This window comes from Pseudomonas oryzihabitans, from assembly GCF_006384975.1.
Classification (GTDB): Bacteria; Pseudomonadota; Gammaproteobacteria; order Pseudomonadales; family Pseudomonadaceae; genus Chryseomonas; species Chryseomonas psychrotolerans_B.
On record NZ_CP021645.1, the window covers coordinates 4077789 to 4093093 of the forward strand.

Annotated in this window: 12 protein-coding genes, 1 tRNA gene and 1 pseudogene; 11 read left to right on the top strand and 3 right to left on the bottom strand. The window is 59.2% G+C overall.

Going from position 1 to position 15305, the window contains the following annotated elements; translation table 11 throughout:
• The 9 genes from CCZ28_RS18305 to CCZ28_RS18345 all read left to right on the top strand — a co-directional run bounded on the left by CCZ28_RS18305 (position 1) and on the right by CCZ28_RS18345 (position 8484).
• Entirely contained in the window at positions 1 to 588 is a 588-nt protein-coding gene (locus CCZ28_RS18305; protein ID WP_140220289.1) for a chemotaxis protein CheB, read from the top strand.
• The gene (locus CCZ28_RS18310) at positions 581 to 1777 is read left to right on the top strand and encodes a hybrid sensor histidine kinase/response regulator (RefSeq protein WP_140220290.1); all 1197 of its coding nucleotides are present in this window, start codon (positions 581 to 583) and stop codon (positions 1775 to 1777) included. The genes CCZ28_RS18305 and CCZ28_RS18310 overlap by 8 nt, the downstream gene beginning before the upstream one ends.
• Positions 1778 to 1869: 92 nt before the next feature.
• Complete coding sequence (locus CCZ28_RS18315; RefSeq protein ID WP_140220291.1) at positions 1870 to 2688, top strand: NAD-dependent epimerase/dehydratase family protein; 819 nt, start codon at positions 1870 to 1872, stop codon at positions 2686 to 2688.
• A gap of 10 nt (positions 2689 to 2698) precedes the next feature.
• Positions 2699 to 3577: an SMP-30/gluconolactonase/LRE family protein gene (locus CCZ28_RS18320; protein ID WP_140220292.1), complete on the top strand. Its 879-nt coding sequence runs from the start codon at positions 2699 to 2701 to the stop codon at positions 3575 to 3577.
• A gap of 171 nt (positions 3578 to 3748) precedes the next feature.
• A complete protein-coding gene (locus tag CCZ28_RS18325) occupies positions 3749 to 5008 on the top strand; it encodes an acyltransferase family protein (protein ID WP_205894600.1) in 1260 nt (419 codons plus the stop codon).
• 76 nt (positions 5009 to 5084) lie between these two features.
• Complete coding sequence (locus tag CCZ28_RS18330) at positions 5085 to 6257, top strand: Fic family protein (protein ID WP_140220293.1); 1173 nt, start codon at positions 5085 to 5087, stop codon at positions 6255 to 6257.
• 66 nt (positions 6258 to 6323) lie between these two features.
• Complete coding sequence (locus tag CCZ28_RS18335; protein WP_140220294.1) at positions 6324 to 6905, top strand: DUF4337 domain-containing protein; 582 nt, start codon at positions 6324 to 6326, stop codon at positions 6903 to 6905.
• A 137-nt stretch (positions 6906 to 7042) separates the two neighbouring features.
• The gene (locus CCZ28_RS18340) at positions 7043 to 7294 is read left to right on the top strand and encodes a helix-turn-helix transcriptional regulator (protein WP_059229708.1); all 252 of its coding nucleotides are present in this window, start codon (positions 7043 to 7045) and stop codon (positions 7292 to 7294) included.
• Positions 7294 to 8484 (top strand): type II toxin-antitoxin system HipA family toxin, encoded by a 1191-nt coding sequence (locus CCZ28_RS18345; protein ID WP_140220295.1) that lies wholly within the window; start codon positions 7294 to 7296, stop codon positions 8482 to 8484. Before CCZ28_RS18340 ends, CCZ28_RS18345 begins: the two co-directional genes overlap by 1 nt.
• Here CCZ28_RS18345 and CCZ28_RS24765 read toward each other — a convergent pair.
• Positions 8481 to 8766: pseudogene (locus tag CCZ28_RS24765) on the bottom strand (topoisomerase DNA-binding C4 zinc finger domain-containing protein); the annotation flags it as partial. The gene CCZ28_RS18345 and the pseudogene CCZ28_RS24765 overlap by 4 nt on opposite strands.
• Positions 8767 to 9024: 258 nt before the next feature.
• Between CCZ28_RS24765 and CCZ28_RS18355 the strand changes: the two are divergent.
• Entirely contained in the window at positions 9025 to 12177 is a 3153-nt protein-coding gene (locus CCZ28_RS18355; protein WP_240795180.1) for a tetratricopeptide repeat protein, read from the top strand.
• 6 nt (positions 12178 to 12183) lie between these two features.
• A complete protein-coding gene (locus CCZ28_RS18360) occupies positions 12184 to 13959 on the top strand; it encodes a hypothetical protein (protein ID WP_140220297.1) in 1776 nt (591 codons plus the stop codon).
• 174 nt (positions 13960 to 14133) lie between these two features.
• On the opposite strand, the gene CCZ28_RS18365 is transcribed toward CCZ28_RS18360, so the two are convergent.
• Both CCZ28_RS18365 and CCZ28_RS18370 read right to left on the bottom strand, forming a co-directional pair.
• A complete protein-coding gene (locus CCZ28_RS18365; RefSeq protein ID WP_167509255.1) occupies positions 14134 to 15015 on the bottom strand; it encodes a hypothetical protein in 882 nt (293 codons plus the stop codon).
• Positions 15016 to 15173: 158 nt separating this feature from the next.
• Positions 15174 to 15250 (bottom strand) — tRNA-Ile (locus tag CCZ28_RS18370).
• Positions 15251 to 15305: the final 55 nt, after the last annotated feature.

The following is a 15305-nucleotide window of genomic DNA, read 5'->3' on the forward strand; positions in this document are numbered from 1 at the left end:
ATGTTCCCGCCCGTAAAGCCGTTGCGCCTCATCGTCATCGGAGCCTCTGCCGGCGGGCTGCAGGTGCTGCTGCGCCTGCTGTCGGCCCTGCCGGGCAGTTTCCGTCTGCCGCTGGCGGTGGTACTGCACCTGCCGGACGACCGCACCTCGCGGCTGGCCGAGTTGTTCCAGAACCGTCTGGCCCTGCGGGTGCGCGAGGCCGAGGACAAGGACGCTATACTGCCGGGCACCCTGTATTTCGCGCCGCCGGGCTATCACCTGCTGGTGGAGGATGACTTCAGCTTCTCGCTCTCGCGCGACGAGCCGGTGCAATTCTCCCGGCCGTCCATCGATGTCCTGTTCGAGAGCGCAGCCGACGCCCTGGGCGAGCAGGTCTGCGGCATCCTGTTGACCGGCGCCAACCACGACGGCGCCAGTGGGTTGCATACCCTGAGCCAGAACGGTGGCGTCACGGTCGTCCAATCGCCGAGCTCGGCCGAGGTGCCGACCATGCCCGAGGCGGCGCTGAAGAAATTCGACCCGGATTTCGTGCTGGATGTGCCGGGCATCCATCTATTGCTCACCGAGCTGGAACGCGACCATGGCTGATGTACCCGTCGAGCAGGCGAAGATCCTGCTCGTAGACGACCTGCCGGAGAATCTCCTGGCACTGGAAGCCTTGCTGCGCAGCGAGGAGTTGGAGATCTTCCAGGCCAGCTCCGCCGAGGCGGCGCTGGAGCTCTTGCTGATGCACGAATTCGCCCTGGCGATCCTCGACGTGCAGATGCCGGGCATGAACGGCTTCGAGCTGGCGGAGATGATGCGCGGCCTGGAAAAGACCCGGCACATCCCCATCGTCTTCGTCAGCGCCGCCGGCCGTGATCTGAACTATGCCTTCAAGGGCTACGAGAGCGGTGCGGTGGACTTCCTGCACAAGCCCCTCGACGTTCATGCGGTGAAGAGCAAGACCCGGGTGTTCGTTGACCTCTACTGGCACCGCAAGCGCCTGGCCGAGCAACTGGTGGCCCTGGAGCAGAGTCGCCAGGAGCAGGAAGTCCTGCTCGCCGAGTTGCGCCAGACCCAGGTGGAGTTGCAGCAGGCGGTACGTACCCGCGACGACTTCATGTCCATGGTCTCCCATGAGCTCAAGACGCCGCTCAATACCCTGATGCTCGAAGCTCAGTTACGGCGCATGTACCTGGACAAGGGCAAGCTGGAAGCCTTCACTCCCGACAAGCTGATGGGCATGGCCGAGCGCGATGAGCGCCAGATCCAACGCCTGGTGCACCTGATCGACGACATGCTCGACATCTCGCGCATCCGCACCGGCAAGCTCTCCATCCGCCCCTCGCAGTGCGATCTCACCAGCCTGCTGAACACCGTGGTGGACAGCTTCGCCTCGCAATTCGCCGCGGCTGGCTGTCCGGTGGAACTGCACGCGGACGGCCCGGCGCCCGGCTACTGGGATGAATTCCGCATCGAGCAGGTGATCACCAACCTACTGACCAACGCCATGAGATACGGCGCCGGCCGCCCGGTGGAAATTACCCTGCGTGGCGATGGCGCCGAGGTGGAATTGAGCGTCAAGGACCATGGCATCGGCATTCCGGTGGAACACCAGGCACTGATCTTCCGCCAGTTCGAGCGCGCCAGCGGCACCGAGAACATCGCTGGCCTGGGCCTGGGCCTCTACATCGCCGACCAGATCGTCAAGGCGCACAGCGGCAGCCTGCATGTGGAAAGCATCGCGGGGCAGGGCGCGACCTTCCGGCTGCGGCTGCCCTGTCTGCCTAGCTAGCATTGACAGGGCTCGAGGCGCCCGCGAGAATCGAAGAAAGAGGTGGGATGTCGTACCTCTTGTCAGATAACTCGATAAGAAGGCGCCTGCTCATGTCCGAAGTCCGTACCTCTCCCTTCCATCGTCTGCTGCTGACCGGCGCTGCCGGCGGCCTCGGCAAGGAGCTGCGCCAGCGGCTCAAGCCCCATGCCGAGATCTTGCGGCTGTCCGACATCGCCCCGATGGAACCCGCTCAAGGCGCGGCGGAAGAAGTGGTGACCTGCGACCTGGCGGACAAGGCCGGCGTTCATGCCCTGGTGAAGGGCGTCGACGCCATCCTGCACTTCGGCGGCATCTCCACCGAACATGCCTTCGAACCCATCCTCGAAGCCAATATCCGCGGCACCTTCAACCTCTATGAGGCGGCGCGGCGCCATGGGGTGAAGCGTATCGTCTTCGCCAGCTCCAACCACGTCATCGGCTTCTACCGCCAGGACCAACGCATCGACGCCAGTGTGCCCCAGCGGCCGGACAGCTACTACGGCCTGTCCAAGGCCTTCGGCGAAGACCTGGCCAGCTTCTATTTCGACCGCCATGGCATCGAGACGGTGAGCATCCGCATCGGCTCCTCCTTCCCCGAGGCGCAGAACCGCCGCATGCTCGCCACCTGGCTGAGCTACGAGGACCTGACCGATCTCATCCTGCGCAGCCTGACCACCCCGGACGTCGGCCATACCATCGTCTACGGCGCCTCCAACAACCGCGACAGCTGGTGGGATAACCGCCTGGCCGCGCACCTGGGCTTCCAGCCCAAGGACAGCTCCGAACAATTCCGCGCCAAGGTCGAGGCCCAGCCGCTGCCGGCGGCGGACGATCCGTCGCGGGTCTACCAAGGCGGCGCCTTCATCGCCACCGGCCCCTTCGACGACTGAGAGGCTGGCCATGAGTGCTGAACTACTGGTCGATGCCCGCAATGCCACCGGCGAGTGCCCAGTCTGGCATGTCGCCGAACAGGCGCTCTACTGGGTCGATATCCCCGCTAAACGCCTGCACCGCTGGACACCGGGGGGCGCGCTGGACAGCTGGACCGCGCCGGAAATGCTCGCCTGCATCGCTGCCCGCGTAGGTGGTGGTTGGCTGGCCGGCCTGGAAACTGGACTTTTCGCCTTGCAGCCCCAAGCCTCCGGCGAGCTGAGTGGCGAACGCCTGCTCACCCTCGACCACGCCCAGCCGGCCATGAGATGCAACGACGGCCGCTGCGACCGCCAAGGCCGTTTCCTGGTGGGCACCATGGTGCAGGACATGGCCCAGGGCGCCCCAGCGGGACGCCTCTACAGCCACACGGCAGGCGAGGATGCTCGGCTGTTGCTGGACGACCTCATCGTCCCCAACGGCCTGGCGTTGAGCCCCGATGGCCGCACCCTCTACCTCTCCGACTCCCATCCGAGTCGCCAGCTGATCTGGGCCTTCGACTACGATCCGGAGACGGGTACGCCCAGCAACCGGCGGTTGTTCGTCGACATGAACGCCCATCCCGGCCGCCCCGATGGCGCCGCGGTGGACGTCGACGGCTGCTATTGGATCTGCGGCAACGATGCCGGCCTGATCCACCGCTTCACCCCCGATGGCCGCCTGGATCGCTCCCTGGCCGTACCGGTAAAGAAACCCGCCATGTGCGCCTTCGGTGGGCGCAACCTGGACACCCTGTTCGTCACCTCCATCCGTCCGGGGGGAGACCTGAGCGACCAGCCGTCGGCGGGTGGGCTGTTCGCCCTCGATCCTGGGGTGCAGGGGCTGCCGGAGCCGATGTTCGCGGGCTAGATAATCCCGCTGCATCTCGGTGTGACGGAATATTCCAGCGATCAGCTCACTGGGGCCTGGGCGGCGTCTGGTACGCCGCGACACTCGCTGTCACGTTTTCGTCATATTCCAAATCGAGGGCAGCGCTTGAGCGACTTACAATAAGCCTTTAGCTGTCTTACCTCCGCTGCCATGACCACCTCGCCTGCACTGCGTCCCACCGCCCGTTACTACGGCCTGGAATGGCTGAGATTCCTCATGGCGCTGTACATGGTCGTCTACCACCTGGGCGGGCTCTACAGCGATCTGCCGGACGCCTTCCGCCGCCTGGCCGGCATGGGCTTCTTCGCCACCAGCACCTTCTTCCTACTCTCCGGCTTCCTGCTGGCCCACGTCAGCCTGGATCGCCAGGGTGCGCTCAAGGGCAGCTCGCGCGGCTTCGTGCTGCGTCGCCTGTGCAACCTCTATCCCATCCACCTGCTCACCCTGCTGGCGGCCTTGGGGATGGCCTACTGGCTGTCCCAGGATTCCTGGCTGGAACACGGAGTACCGGTCTACTATAACCAGCATCCCTACCTGCAGCTGGAGGAGGGCAGCGAGCTGGACGAATTGCTGCCGCTGTCCTGGCTGGCCGCCACCACCCATGTGCTCTTGCAACTGCTCTTGCTGCAATCCTGGGAGCCGCGCTTTCTCTGGCTCAACGGCGCCGCCTGGTCGATCTCGGCGCTACTGTTCTTCTATCTGCTGTTCCCGCTACTCGGTCCACGCCTGATGCGCCTGCGCCGCTGGGCCCTGGCCGCCGCCGGTCTCTGGGGGCTCTATCTGCTCGGTCCGCTGCTGGCCACCTGGGCCCAGGCCTTCGATACCGTCACCGTCGGTGTCATCCATCGCAATCCGCTGATCCGCCTGCCCGAGTTCCTGCTCGGTATCCTGCTCTATCGCGCCCTACAAGAGCCCTGGGTGGCGCAGACCACCCAGCGCCTGCGCGTACCCCTGCTGCTGTTTGGCCTGACTGGCCTCTGGCTCGGCGCCCTGCTGCTGGAAGGCGATGGTCGCCGTTGGTTCTATCTGGTCCACAATGGTCTGCTGACACCCTTCCAGGCCGCGGTGTTGCTGGCCTGCGCCACCTTCGGCGAACCCGACCGCGCCGGCGTGCGCCGCCTGGCCCAACACCTCGGCGAGGCCTCGCTGTGCATCTTCGCCGTCCATACTCCACTGATTGGCGTGCTCGAACCCTGGACCCGCACCCTGCTGGGCTGGATGCACCTGGCCGGCGACAGCCTCGAAGACCTGGCCGAAGACGTCGGCGAGGTACTGGCCCTGCCCATCCCCATTCCCGGCTGGATGCTGCCGCTGCACCTGGCGCTCATCGTCCTGCTCGGTCTGGCCCTGCAACGCTGGGTGGCCGGTCCGTTGCGACGTTGGCTGCAGGCGCGCCTGCCCAAGCTTTAACTTGCATAGGGCAAGGGCTTATTAAGGTTTGATTGGTTATCCTTTAATAAGTCGGCAGCCTATTAATGGATAGCGCATGCGAAAGCAGCATCTGAGTCCCGAGCGCCAGGCTTGCCTGGTTCGTTGTCCGGACTATCCCCATTGCTATGCACTGGTGCCACCGCCCGTGCCGCGGCGGCTGCCTGCCGGGGCCGAGTTGAGCCGGGCCTTGCGGGACGCTCATGAGGCCCTGGGTATGCTCAAGGCCTCCAGCCAGTTGCTGCCGAACCACGACCTGATCACCCGTACCCTGACGCGCCGCGAGGCGGTGCACAGCTCGCAGATCGAAGGCACCCGCACGCAACTTCCTGAACTCTTCGAGTATGAAGTGACGGGAGGCGAGGGCTTGCCCGCCGATGCAGGCATCACCCAGCGCTATGTGCAGGCGCTGGAGTTCGGGCTTGCCAGCTATCGCCAACAGGGCAACCGAGCGGCTTTGGATGAGCATCTGGTCAAGCAGCTGCACGCCGAATTGATGCATGATGCGGGGGAAGCCTATCGACCAGGTGAATACCGTCTCACCCAGGCCTGGATCGGTCAGAGTCGCCGGATCGAGGACGCCACCTTCGTCCCGCCGCCGCCTGAATACCTAGCGGAGTGCATGGCCGCCTTCGTCCGCGACGTGCTGCAGTACACGCCAGGTGAGGATGAGCAGGGCGAGCTCTCCATCGTTGCTCAGTTGGCGCTGGCGCATGCCCAGTTCGAGACCATCCACCCCTTCGTCGACGGTAATGGTCGGGTTGGGCGTCTGCTGCTACCGCTAATGCTGGCCACCGAGGGCTATCCCCCGCTGTATCTCTCGGGCTTCCTGCTACGCAATCGGCGGGACTACTACGATACCCTGGCGGCTACGCAGCTTCGCGGCGACTGGTCTCCCTGGTGCACCTTCCTGGCCGAGGCGGTCGCCCATGCCTGCCGCTCCGCCGTCACCATCGCCCAGGATATGACGGCGCTGGAGCAGCGCTGGCAAAGGCAACTCGAAGCGCTCGGATTACGCAGTGATGCCGCGGCGCTCAAGCTGCCTCGTCTATTACTGGCCCAGCCGGTCGTTACCGTGCGCCAGGTGCAGCTATGGCTCGGCGTGTCCTTCCCCACGGCCAACAAGGCGCTGGAGACTCTTGTCAATTGCGGCATCCTCAGCGAACCGGCGCAGCGTCGCCATCGGGTCTACCATGCTCGGGAGTTACTAGACAGGCTGAGCGAGAGCTAACACCTTAAGAAGGCCTTAAGCCACCCTGGCTAGCCTCGCCGCAGGAATCCGCAGCGGAGCTGAGCCTTGTCCAGCGAATACGAAGTCCACGGCCCCCACGACCACGAAGTGGAACACGCCGCCCACGGCGCCCATCGCCGCGATAGCCTCACCGGCCGCATTGCCGTCACCACCGCCATCCTCGCCACTCTAGGCGCCCTCTGCTCCTACCAGGGCGGCAACGCCGAGAGCCTGGCGCTCTACTACAAGAACGAAGAAGCCATCGCCAAGACCGAAGCCGCCAACCAATGGGGCTACTACCAGGCCAAGGGCGAAAAACAGAACCTTGCCGACCTGGGCGCGGCTCTCGCGACCAATCCCGACACCATCCAGCGCTTCACCCAGGACAGCCAGCGCTACGCCCAGCAAAAGACAGAAATCCGCACCAAGGCCGAAGCGCTGGAAGAAAAAGTCATGGCCAACGAAGCCCTGAGCGAAACCCAACTCCACCGCCACCACCGCTGGGCCCAGGCTACCATGCTCATGCAGGTCGCCATCTCCCTGGCCGCCATCACCCTGCTGACCCGGCGGCGTTGGTTGCAGGCGGCGGTGTATGGGGTAGCGGGGGGAGGGGTAGCGGTTGGGGTATTGGCTCTACTGCATGTTTAGCTATCAAGACATTGCTAGAGAGTGACCATCAAGTCGCTCTCAATGGTATAGCCCTCTCCGGCCATAGAATTAGCTTTACTGGATCTATGGAGTTTCGTATACGTAACAAATCATCGGCTTTGTTACGTATGTAGAACATGGATAGCGAGCTGATCGGCCAGCGTCTCGGCAGCCAACTCCGCCAGCGACGCCTCAATCGAGGCCTGACCCAAGCGAACCTTGCCGAGCTGGCAGGGCTTACCCGCCAGAAAATCATTGCCGTGGAGCGAGGAGACCCTCGCGTCGGTATGGCAGCCTATGCACGAGCACTCGCAGCCTTGGACTGCGAGCTGGCGGTAGTCCCCGCCGCGTTGCCGACACTGGACGAGATCCAGGGGGTGTTCGACTGATGAAGACCCGACTGCGCGTCGCAACCCCGTCAGGCGAGAGCGGAGCGCTCGTGGCCCAGGATGGCGACTACCTATTCCGTTACCAAGATGAAGCCTCTGCGCAGTCCGCGATCAGTTTGCTGATGCCGGTGCGCCTGGATGACTATCGCCGCCGCGAGCTGCATCCGATTTTCCAGATGAATCTGCCGGAAGGCTACGTGCTGGAACAGCTAAGAAACCGGCTGGCCAAGTTGGTCTCCCTGGATTCCATGGCCCTACTGGCACTGACTGGCAGCAGCTCGCCTATTGGCCGTGTGACGGTGGCCTCTCCCGAGATCGATACACTGCTGGAGCGCCAACGCTTTCCAGGCGAACGGCTCAGCGAGATCCTCGCCTGGGATGGTACGGAAGACCTGTTCGTCGAATTGGTGGATCGCTACATCCTGCGCGCCGGTATTTCCGGCGTACAGCCCAAGCTGTTGGTGCCCGAGCGAGAGGATGCCCGCTTCACCTCAAGGACCGCCGAGCTGATCATCAAGAGCGGCCGAGACGAGTTTCCGGGCCTGGCGATCAACGAATACCTCTGCATGTCCGTCGCGCGAGAGGCGGGTATCCCGGTGCCGGAGTTCCATCTTTCCAGCAACGCCAAGCTCTTCGTCATGCGTCGTTTCGACCGCGACGAACGTCTCGAACCCATAGGTTTCGAAGACATGGCCGCGCTGATGGGCCTGGCGGCGGAGCAGAAATACAGCAAGAGCTACTCAGCCATCGCCAAGGCCATTCGCCTGTTCTGCGCGCCCGAACACGTCCGCCCCTCATTGGCCCAGCTCTTTGCCACGGTGAGCCTGAGCTGCATCCTCGGCAATGGCGATGCGCATCTGAAGAACTTCGGATTGCTCTATGCCGACCCTACCCAGCGCGATACCTGCTTGGCGCCCGCCTACGACATCGTCAACACCACCGCCTACCTTCCCGAGGATGTGCTTGCGCTGGAGTTGATGGGCAACAAGTCGCTGTTCGCCTCGCGCCAGGGTTTGCTGGATTTTGCGGAAGTCTGCGATGTGGAGCGACCGGCCGAAGTGATTCGCTCCCAGCTGGAAGCGCTGGAGCGGGTACTGCAGCGTTCGACTGAGCTTTGCAGCCAGGCGCCTGGAGTAGCAGCTGCCATTCGGCAAAGTGCCGCGCCCTTTGTGCAGACGTTCGGCTATTAGAGGCGCTGCATCGTTCTGCATTTCGGAAATGCCGAGCAGCCGCAAAATTGCGGCCCCGCTTTTTCCCCGATTTCACGGTACGTATTAGCAGCGCGCTGCCGCACTTGGGGCAGCACCGCTCCGCCGTCGGATCGCTGCGGCGCTTGAGGTTTTGCACGTGCTCGCGATGAGTGGCGAGTGTCTGTGCGCGCGGTCGGATTGAAGGGCGCGCAGCATGGCTTCGACTTCGGCGTCGCTAAATACTGGCTGCTGGAATGACCGGATATAGAGAAAGAAACCGATGGCTACTGGCAGCAGACAGAAATAGATTTTGGGGCGAGAAGTATTCGGCGGGCGTACTATTATCAATCTCGCGAGATAAACATGGATGTCTTTGTTGAGGCCGCTCATGCTGCTATCGAGGAAATTCGGCTTCAGTTTGAATGATATAAATTTTGATAGTCAGAGGTGGCAATGACTAGGGGGCAGGATTCAAGATTATCGCCTTCGCATTTTATGCGGCAGCTGCGTCCGGAGTGCTACTCCGATAGTGCTGATCGAGTGTCCTACCTGCTGGACGCCAAGATGCTTGAGTACTGTCTGGAAAGCATTACCTCGCGTAATGAGATGCATGACTTCGAGATATTCTGTCGAAAATTGTGCGAACGGATGATCTGCCCCAACCTCAAGCCATCCACAGGGCCTGAAGGAGGAGGTGATAGTAAAGCGGATGCAGAGACCTATCCTGTTGCCGAGGAAATCGCCGAGCATACCTACATTGGCAATGTTGCGGCTGGCCAGGAGCGTTGGGCCTTCGCATTCAGCGCGAAAAAAAAATGGGCGGAAAAGGTACGCAATGATGTCGCTGGAATCGTTGCAACTCAGCGCGGATATAAGAAAATTATCTGCGTAACGGCACAATTTGCGCCTGCCAAGAAGCGTGCGCAATTGGAGGATGAGCTCTCAAGGCTGTACGGCGTCATCGTCACGATCCTGGACCGTAGTTGGATCGTTGATAAGGTCATTGATCATGATCATAGAGACTTGGCCTACCACTATCTGCATGTCGGGCAGGAGGTGGCCGATAGTCGCCGCCTGGGGCCGTCCGACTACTCGCGTAACCAGCAATTAGAAGACCTTGAGCAGGCGCTCGCACGTCCCGATGAGTTCGAGGGAATGGAGATGCAACGAGCGACGGAAGCGCTCGTAGCTGCCAAATTGTCACGTAACCTGGAGCGGCCTCGGACCGAAACAGATGGTCGGTTCGAAAGAGCCATCCGCCTGGCTGCACGCTACGGCAGTCACCGTCAGAAGCTTGAGGCTCACTACGAAAAGCTCTGGACTGCCTTTTGGTGGTTCGATGATATAGCTTTGATGAATGAGGGGTACGAGGCATTCGAGCAGTTGGTTCTGGATACCGACCATGCCAAGAACCTTGAGCTGCTTTGCAATTTGGCTCAGTTGCTTTTCAACTCAGTAATTCATCAACACCTGACAGCTAAGGAGGCTCAGCTCGTTGAGCGTGTTCGTCGTCTACGCGAAAGATTGACCTTGATGGCGGCGGAGCTAGAGCGACCGAATCACGCTTTGGAAGCGAGGACATCAATACTTGTCCTCGACGTCAATCGAGCCGCATTGGCTGATGACCAGCAACTATTAGCTGAGCTCTGGCCGCAGTTCTCAGATTTACTCCGACAAGCGCGAGGTCTAGGCGAGTTTTCCGCGGAGCGGTTAACGAACTTGATCGAGGTTTTCGGCAATGTCGCAGGCAATGACCCAGGCTATGCTGCGCTGGTAGATGAAATGGCCTTGTTCGTGACAGAGCGTACGGGCGAGGGGCAGGGGGCTCTGGTGCTTTTGAATCGGGCAAGGCAGCTCGATTTTAAGGATAATTTCGAGATGATAAGGCTGCTAGGTAAGGCAGTCCGACAATTGACAAAGAAAGAGTACTCCGAGGCCATGATTGAAGCATCACAGCTTCTCGCCTTGGCATATCGCAGTGCGGGGCTTCTATGGGCAGCACGCGCCAGTTGCATCTTTTCGCTTGCATCGATGTTTATTGCTGCTGAAGAAGACCATGATCTTCCCGCGTCGATTGTTCCGACATTAATGATCTTCGTCTGGATAACTGTCGAACTCCGCCATCTACCCGATCTACTGGAGGCCGTCCGCCTGGTACAAGGTTGCGCAAATGGACTACCGCTCGATGATGAGTCTCAGGGTAGAGTCCAGAAACGCTTGGGGGAGTTGGATCTGATTCTAACCTGCCAACTCGTTAACTTAGATGAGAATAGTCTCCGGCGAATTACTCAACTACCAGAAGTGTTGGAGCGGTTGGGTTTGATACATAGTCGTAATGCTCTGCTCTATGTTCTTGGCCACGAGGCGAAGCTACGAGAGGAAGGAACCATTCCTAAACAGGAGACGCCTGAGCAGGTTGCTGAACTTTTCTCCCAGATTGCCAGTCAGCCGGCTGGAACCAAATCGGATTACCCCATGATTTTCAATGAGGGGGTATCGCAGTATCTCGTCTCCCGGGTGCAGGGCATGCTGGTTTCGATTCAACATCCATGCACTGAGACATCGATTCCTCTGGCAGAGGTCATCTTAGGCATTATTGAGGCTCTTTTTGCCACCGCTCTCCAGCTTAGAGTTGCAGCTCACACCGAGTATTTCAAAGTTACCGTTCAGGAGGTTGACCAGAGTGCGGAGCCTGCATTCTATGTAAATGAGGAGGACATGACTGCTTCGGTGGCATGGCCTACCGGGCTGGCGGTGAGCTCGTACGCGAGAACGCAAGAAATTCAGCAGACGTTGATCCAACTGGCGGTCACCATCTTTGCCGCGACTTGCCATGTTCCTGATTTAGAGACCACCCTTGATCAGTTGTTCAAGAGCGAAGCAGTGCTGGATCGGATTGCCATGATCGTTGCGGTCGGCAACAGCCGGCAGCGTCTATTCAGCCGGTCCTTTTCTACTATCACTGCGTGGTCTGATATGGCCAATGCGGAGTTTGCTCTTGAGTCCACACGGCCTGTGATCAAGCGTGCTCCCCTAAGGGGGCATAGTGATGAAGTCGTCGGGGAAGGTGAGGGCACCCTGATGTCGTCCGGCTCGGTGAGTGATCATCGTCAACTAGGTGTGCGGTCGCTCATTGATGTCCATCTTTGGAATCAGGCTGGCTGGCGAGGTGTTGTCGTTGCTGACTTGGCTCCTAATGCCCCGCCAGCTTTGGCGCTGATGTTCACAGACGCGGGAGCTGCCAGAAAAATCTTTGCACGCTGGCGTGAGCGCCTAGGTAGTGTCGATCGTAATGATGAAATCTATGTAGCGGTAGTGCAGGGCATCTCTCGGGAATATCCAGCTCATTACCGGCTCCTCATTACGTCGACCCCTCCTGAGGCGGAGGAACCGTTGGATCGGAAGGCACATATGGTGGTTTCGCGTATGCAGACTATGGAAGCTTCCAGCGACGCCAATTTGCTGCGATTCTTGGCCGCTTACCAGCGGGCGGGCGCCTATCTTCTTCTTCCAGCCGTGCTCAATTCTGGGCAGCCAGAGCTTCTTTTTGAGACGGCGATCCTGAAGAGAAAGCTAGTAGTCAGATCCGCTGCGGATGTCGGGAAGAATGATTTGGAGGTAATGGCGCTCGGTTTGCAGTTATACCACGAGCGGTTTGGAGATTCTGGGGCGGGTGATGATTGGGTGGGCTAATATATTATGACTATTGATTACTTAGAAGCCTTTCCACTACCTCTGAGCTGTATGCCTGAACGCTTAAAGCAGCTCTTGGCTCCTGTAGGGATGTCTCCGCGGCAGATGGTAGAAGTGGCTGCGCTCTATGAACATGATCAGTATGGAGCGGAGGCCGAGCATCTTCGTTTGCTGATGGCTGTGGTGCCTCTTAGTCAAGAAGTCCCGTTAGAGGTTCTAGACGAGGGAGCCTATGGTGTCGTTGAGTACTCTGTCCCGGCAGGTAAGGTTCGTGGCTGCTCCGCAAGCTTTACGCCATCCATCTCAGGCTACGACTACATCGTAGCGTCATGGGGTGATGGCTCTTTCTACACCTTTAACCTTGCGGAGAAGGTTTGGATGACGCTGGGATTGGCCCCTCGCTGCGTTGGCAACGAGCACCAGCGTATGGTCTTTGATGATTTAGGGCTTCCAGAGTTTGGTGTGGCTGAGGGAGAGGTTTCTAGTGAGTATCACTGGAGCTTAAAGAGGCCCGTCAGTTGGCGCATGTCAAATGAGTACCTGCGTCGCTATCTTTGGCTTCGGGGCGCGCGGGGGGTACGAGTTTTCTACTACTCAGCTCAGTTGCCAGATAGCCCTGAGATACGATCGATTATGGGAGATGAGTCTCATGTAGTCCGCGTGCCTGCAGATGGCATTGCTTGGTACAAATTGGATATCCGCGAGCATAAGGGAGGTCTCCTGCTGCAGCTTTGGGCCTCAGTTGAAGCGATAACGCCAGAGCTCTGTCCAGAGCAAACTGCAGAGGGGATCCTATGGCCAGGTCATGCTCATGCGATGACTCGCGCACGTGCAGACGCATTAGTCGGCTCAGATTTGGTCTATCTCGACGATTGCTTCCTTCAGAAGTATGAGCAGAGTGCTTTCTACGACTCGATCCCGGTTCATGTATGGGGGCGATGGCAATGTAGTCCTTCATATCGGGGGCAGTGGAGCTTCACTGAATGCAGACGGATTGGAAGAAATCTAATCCAGGTGCCGATGCGTGAGTTATACAAACCGAAGCCAGATCGCGAGATAGTGCATGCTCGGTCATTCGCGGTCGATCCGGCCTATTTAGCGGATGTGGACCTGGATGAAGAGCACGTGGTTGCGAAGGTGCAACGGCTGCTTGACGTGCTTTTGCAGTTGGGTGACGGCCTTTCTGCACTAGGGGCCGTCGTTGGCCTTAGCAAGTCAGCAGAAGAGCTGACAGGCTTTCGGCGAGCAGAGGTGGAGGCTAATGGTTGGTTGGCCTATCCAGCGCTCAGTCGCCTTGCTCAGGTAGCACCCTCGAATATGACGCAACAGATGTTCCTCGCTCGCTGCAAAAGTTTGCACGAGGTCTGGCAGCGCGTTCCAAATGGATATCTCAAATCATTGTTAGAGCATGCAGGATGTCCGAGAGCCTCGGTCAAAGATCTCGGAAGTCTGAAGCTTCTGCAGGCACTTTTGAATGTTATCGAAAGGCTGAACGTGCATGAGGAGACCAGCGATGCGTTTGCCTCAGGTACTGAGCCTGAGGGCTGGAAAGATCGCAATGTAGCCGTAGCCGCCTTGTTCCTAAATAACGATCTCAGAATCGCTGATGCTCACGAGGCTATGGAGCAGTGCTTGAGCACACTGCAGCAGCTAGGTTTCGATATCGCAACTGTCAATGCAGGCTATGGACGAGCTTTAGACTTCGTTATGGACGGAGTTATTGACGCCCTGAGCAAAGTTTCTGTTTCTATCCAGTGCTTGATAAGGCGTAGTCGACCTTAGCCTTTTTTGTAGAGATTTCCTCATCAGGCTACAAAAGGCCCACCAATCGGCGTAATGCTGTCATTCAAGGCTGCGTGATTGGCGCCCTTCTCCAATTTATGGGAGAAGGGCTGAGAATAGGGCTGAAAATACTGGGGAATTGCCTGCTTTTCCTTCTCCCCTGAGGGGCGAGGGTTATGACAGTGCCGCCAAAAGCGGTAGCGCCTGTACGGCGATCACGCCTCCAGTCGCGTTTTCTAGAACTGCCTTTATGCTGCCTGCCGTCGCCTTGATGATTGCCCATTTGGGTTTCGGTGACGCAGCCTGTGCCTGCAGTGTTGCCAGTTCGGCTTGCAACTCCTCGCGAGCCTCCCCAGAGATGCGTCCCTGATGGATGGCATCACGTAGTAGTTCGATCAAGGCTGACAGTGCAGCCATACTACTATCTGATGGCATCTGGGTCTGGTTGGAGCCGTTTGATCCTATCTGGATTTGAGAGCCGCTCACGTCCCCGAAGTGGTAGTGCTGTTGTTGCACGATTTGCTTTTCCTCCTGAGAAAACGTCATGCCTTCGCCGATTACACCCTTGGTCTCTAGATCAAGCGCCCATTCAAGTACCCGGCTTCTCACCTTCTCGATGATTCCTTGTACCTGAACCGTGGAGAATCTGAGCGCCGGGCGCATCATCATGCCGTTCGTCTCACGCATCATATTTATCAGCGTGTGCTCCACGTCGGCCGGGAAATGGCTATAGATGCCAGTTGTGCTTTGGGCAAGCTGTATCAGTTCAGGCACTGATTGCCGAACCTCGAAGTCCGACAGCATCTCAGCAATTTCAGGAGGCGCGATGAATGGAATGGGACCACGAATAGGGCTCTCCGCCATCAACTGTCCCTGCACTCGGCGATAGTCGGGCACTTCGCCGGAGTAATAGCCGTTCAGCTCGCTGCTGATCCAGTCGATCAGTTCAGGTACGCCCAGCCGCCTGGCGGTGACTAAAGCGCGACGCAACAAATCAGCTGATGACACCGAGGTGTCAATTGCTGCATTCACTAGTTCGGTAACGAGCGCAGGCATTCATCCTCCCCCAATTGTGATGGCAAGGCATAGCATGCCACCTTTCTTGGTTGTTCTTTCCATGTGCATGTGAAGAGCAATAGAGGACTGAAGTGGGACTAAAATAGCTAAAAACGAAAAAGCCCATCGTTGTGATGGGCTTAATTCGTTGATTTATATGGTGGGCCCACACGGACTCGAACCGTGGACCAAAGGATTATGAGTCCTCTGCTCTAACCAACTGAGCTATAGGCCCTATAGCGCGGGAGAGTATACCGGGGTGACGGGGGATCGCCAAACCCTTGTCGGGC

Bases quoted from the DNA above. Each gene is read 5' to 3' on its own strand.
- CCZ28_RS18325 (WP_205894600.1), top strand. From the start codon at position 3,749: ATGACCACCTCGCCTGCACTGCGTCCCACCGCCCGTTACTACGGCCTG.
- CCZ28_RS18360 (WP_140220297.1), top strand. From the start codon at position 12,184: ATGACTATTGATTACTTAGAAGCCTTTCCACTACCTCTGAGCTGTATG.
- CCZ28_RS18310 (WP_140220290.1), top strand. From the start codon at position 581: ATGGCTGATGTACCCGTCGAGCAGGCGAAGATCCTGCTCGTAGACGAC.
- CCZ28_RS18305 (WP_140220289.1), top strand. From the start codon at position 1: ATGTTCCCGCCCGTAAAGCCGTTGCGCCTCATCGTCATCGGAGCCTCT.
- CCZ28_RS18320 (WP_140220292.1), top strand. From the start codon at position 2,699: ATGAGTGCTGAACTACTGGTCGATGCCCGCAATGCCACCGGCGAGTGC.
- CCZ28_RS18340 (WP_059229708.1), top strand. From the start codon at position 7,043: ATGGATAGCGAGCTGATCGGCCAGCGTCTCGGCAGCCAACTCCGCCAG.
- CCZ28_RS18345 (WP_140220295.1), top strand. From the start codon at position 7,294: ATGAAGACCCGACTGCGCGTCGCAACCCCGTCAGGCGAGAGCGGAGCG.
- CCZ28_RS18365 (WP_167509255.1), bottom strand. From the start codon at position 15,015: ATGCCTGCGCTCGTTACCGAACTAGTGAATGCAGCAATTGACACCTCG.
- CCZ28_RS18330 (WP_140220293.1), top strand. From the start codon at position 5,085: ATGCGAAAGCAGCATCTGAGTCCCGAGCGCCAGGCTTGCCTGGTTCGT.
- CCZ28_RS18315 (WP_140220291.1), top strand. From the start codon at position 1,870: ATGTCCGAAGTCCGTACCTCTCCCTTCCATCGTCTGCTGCTGACCGGC.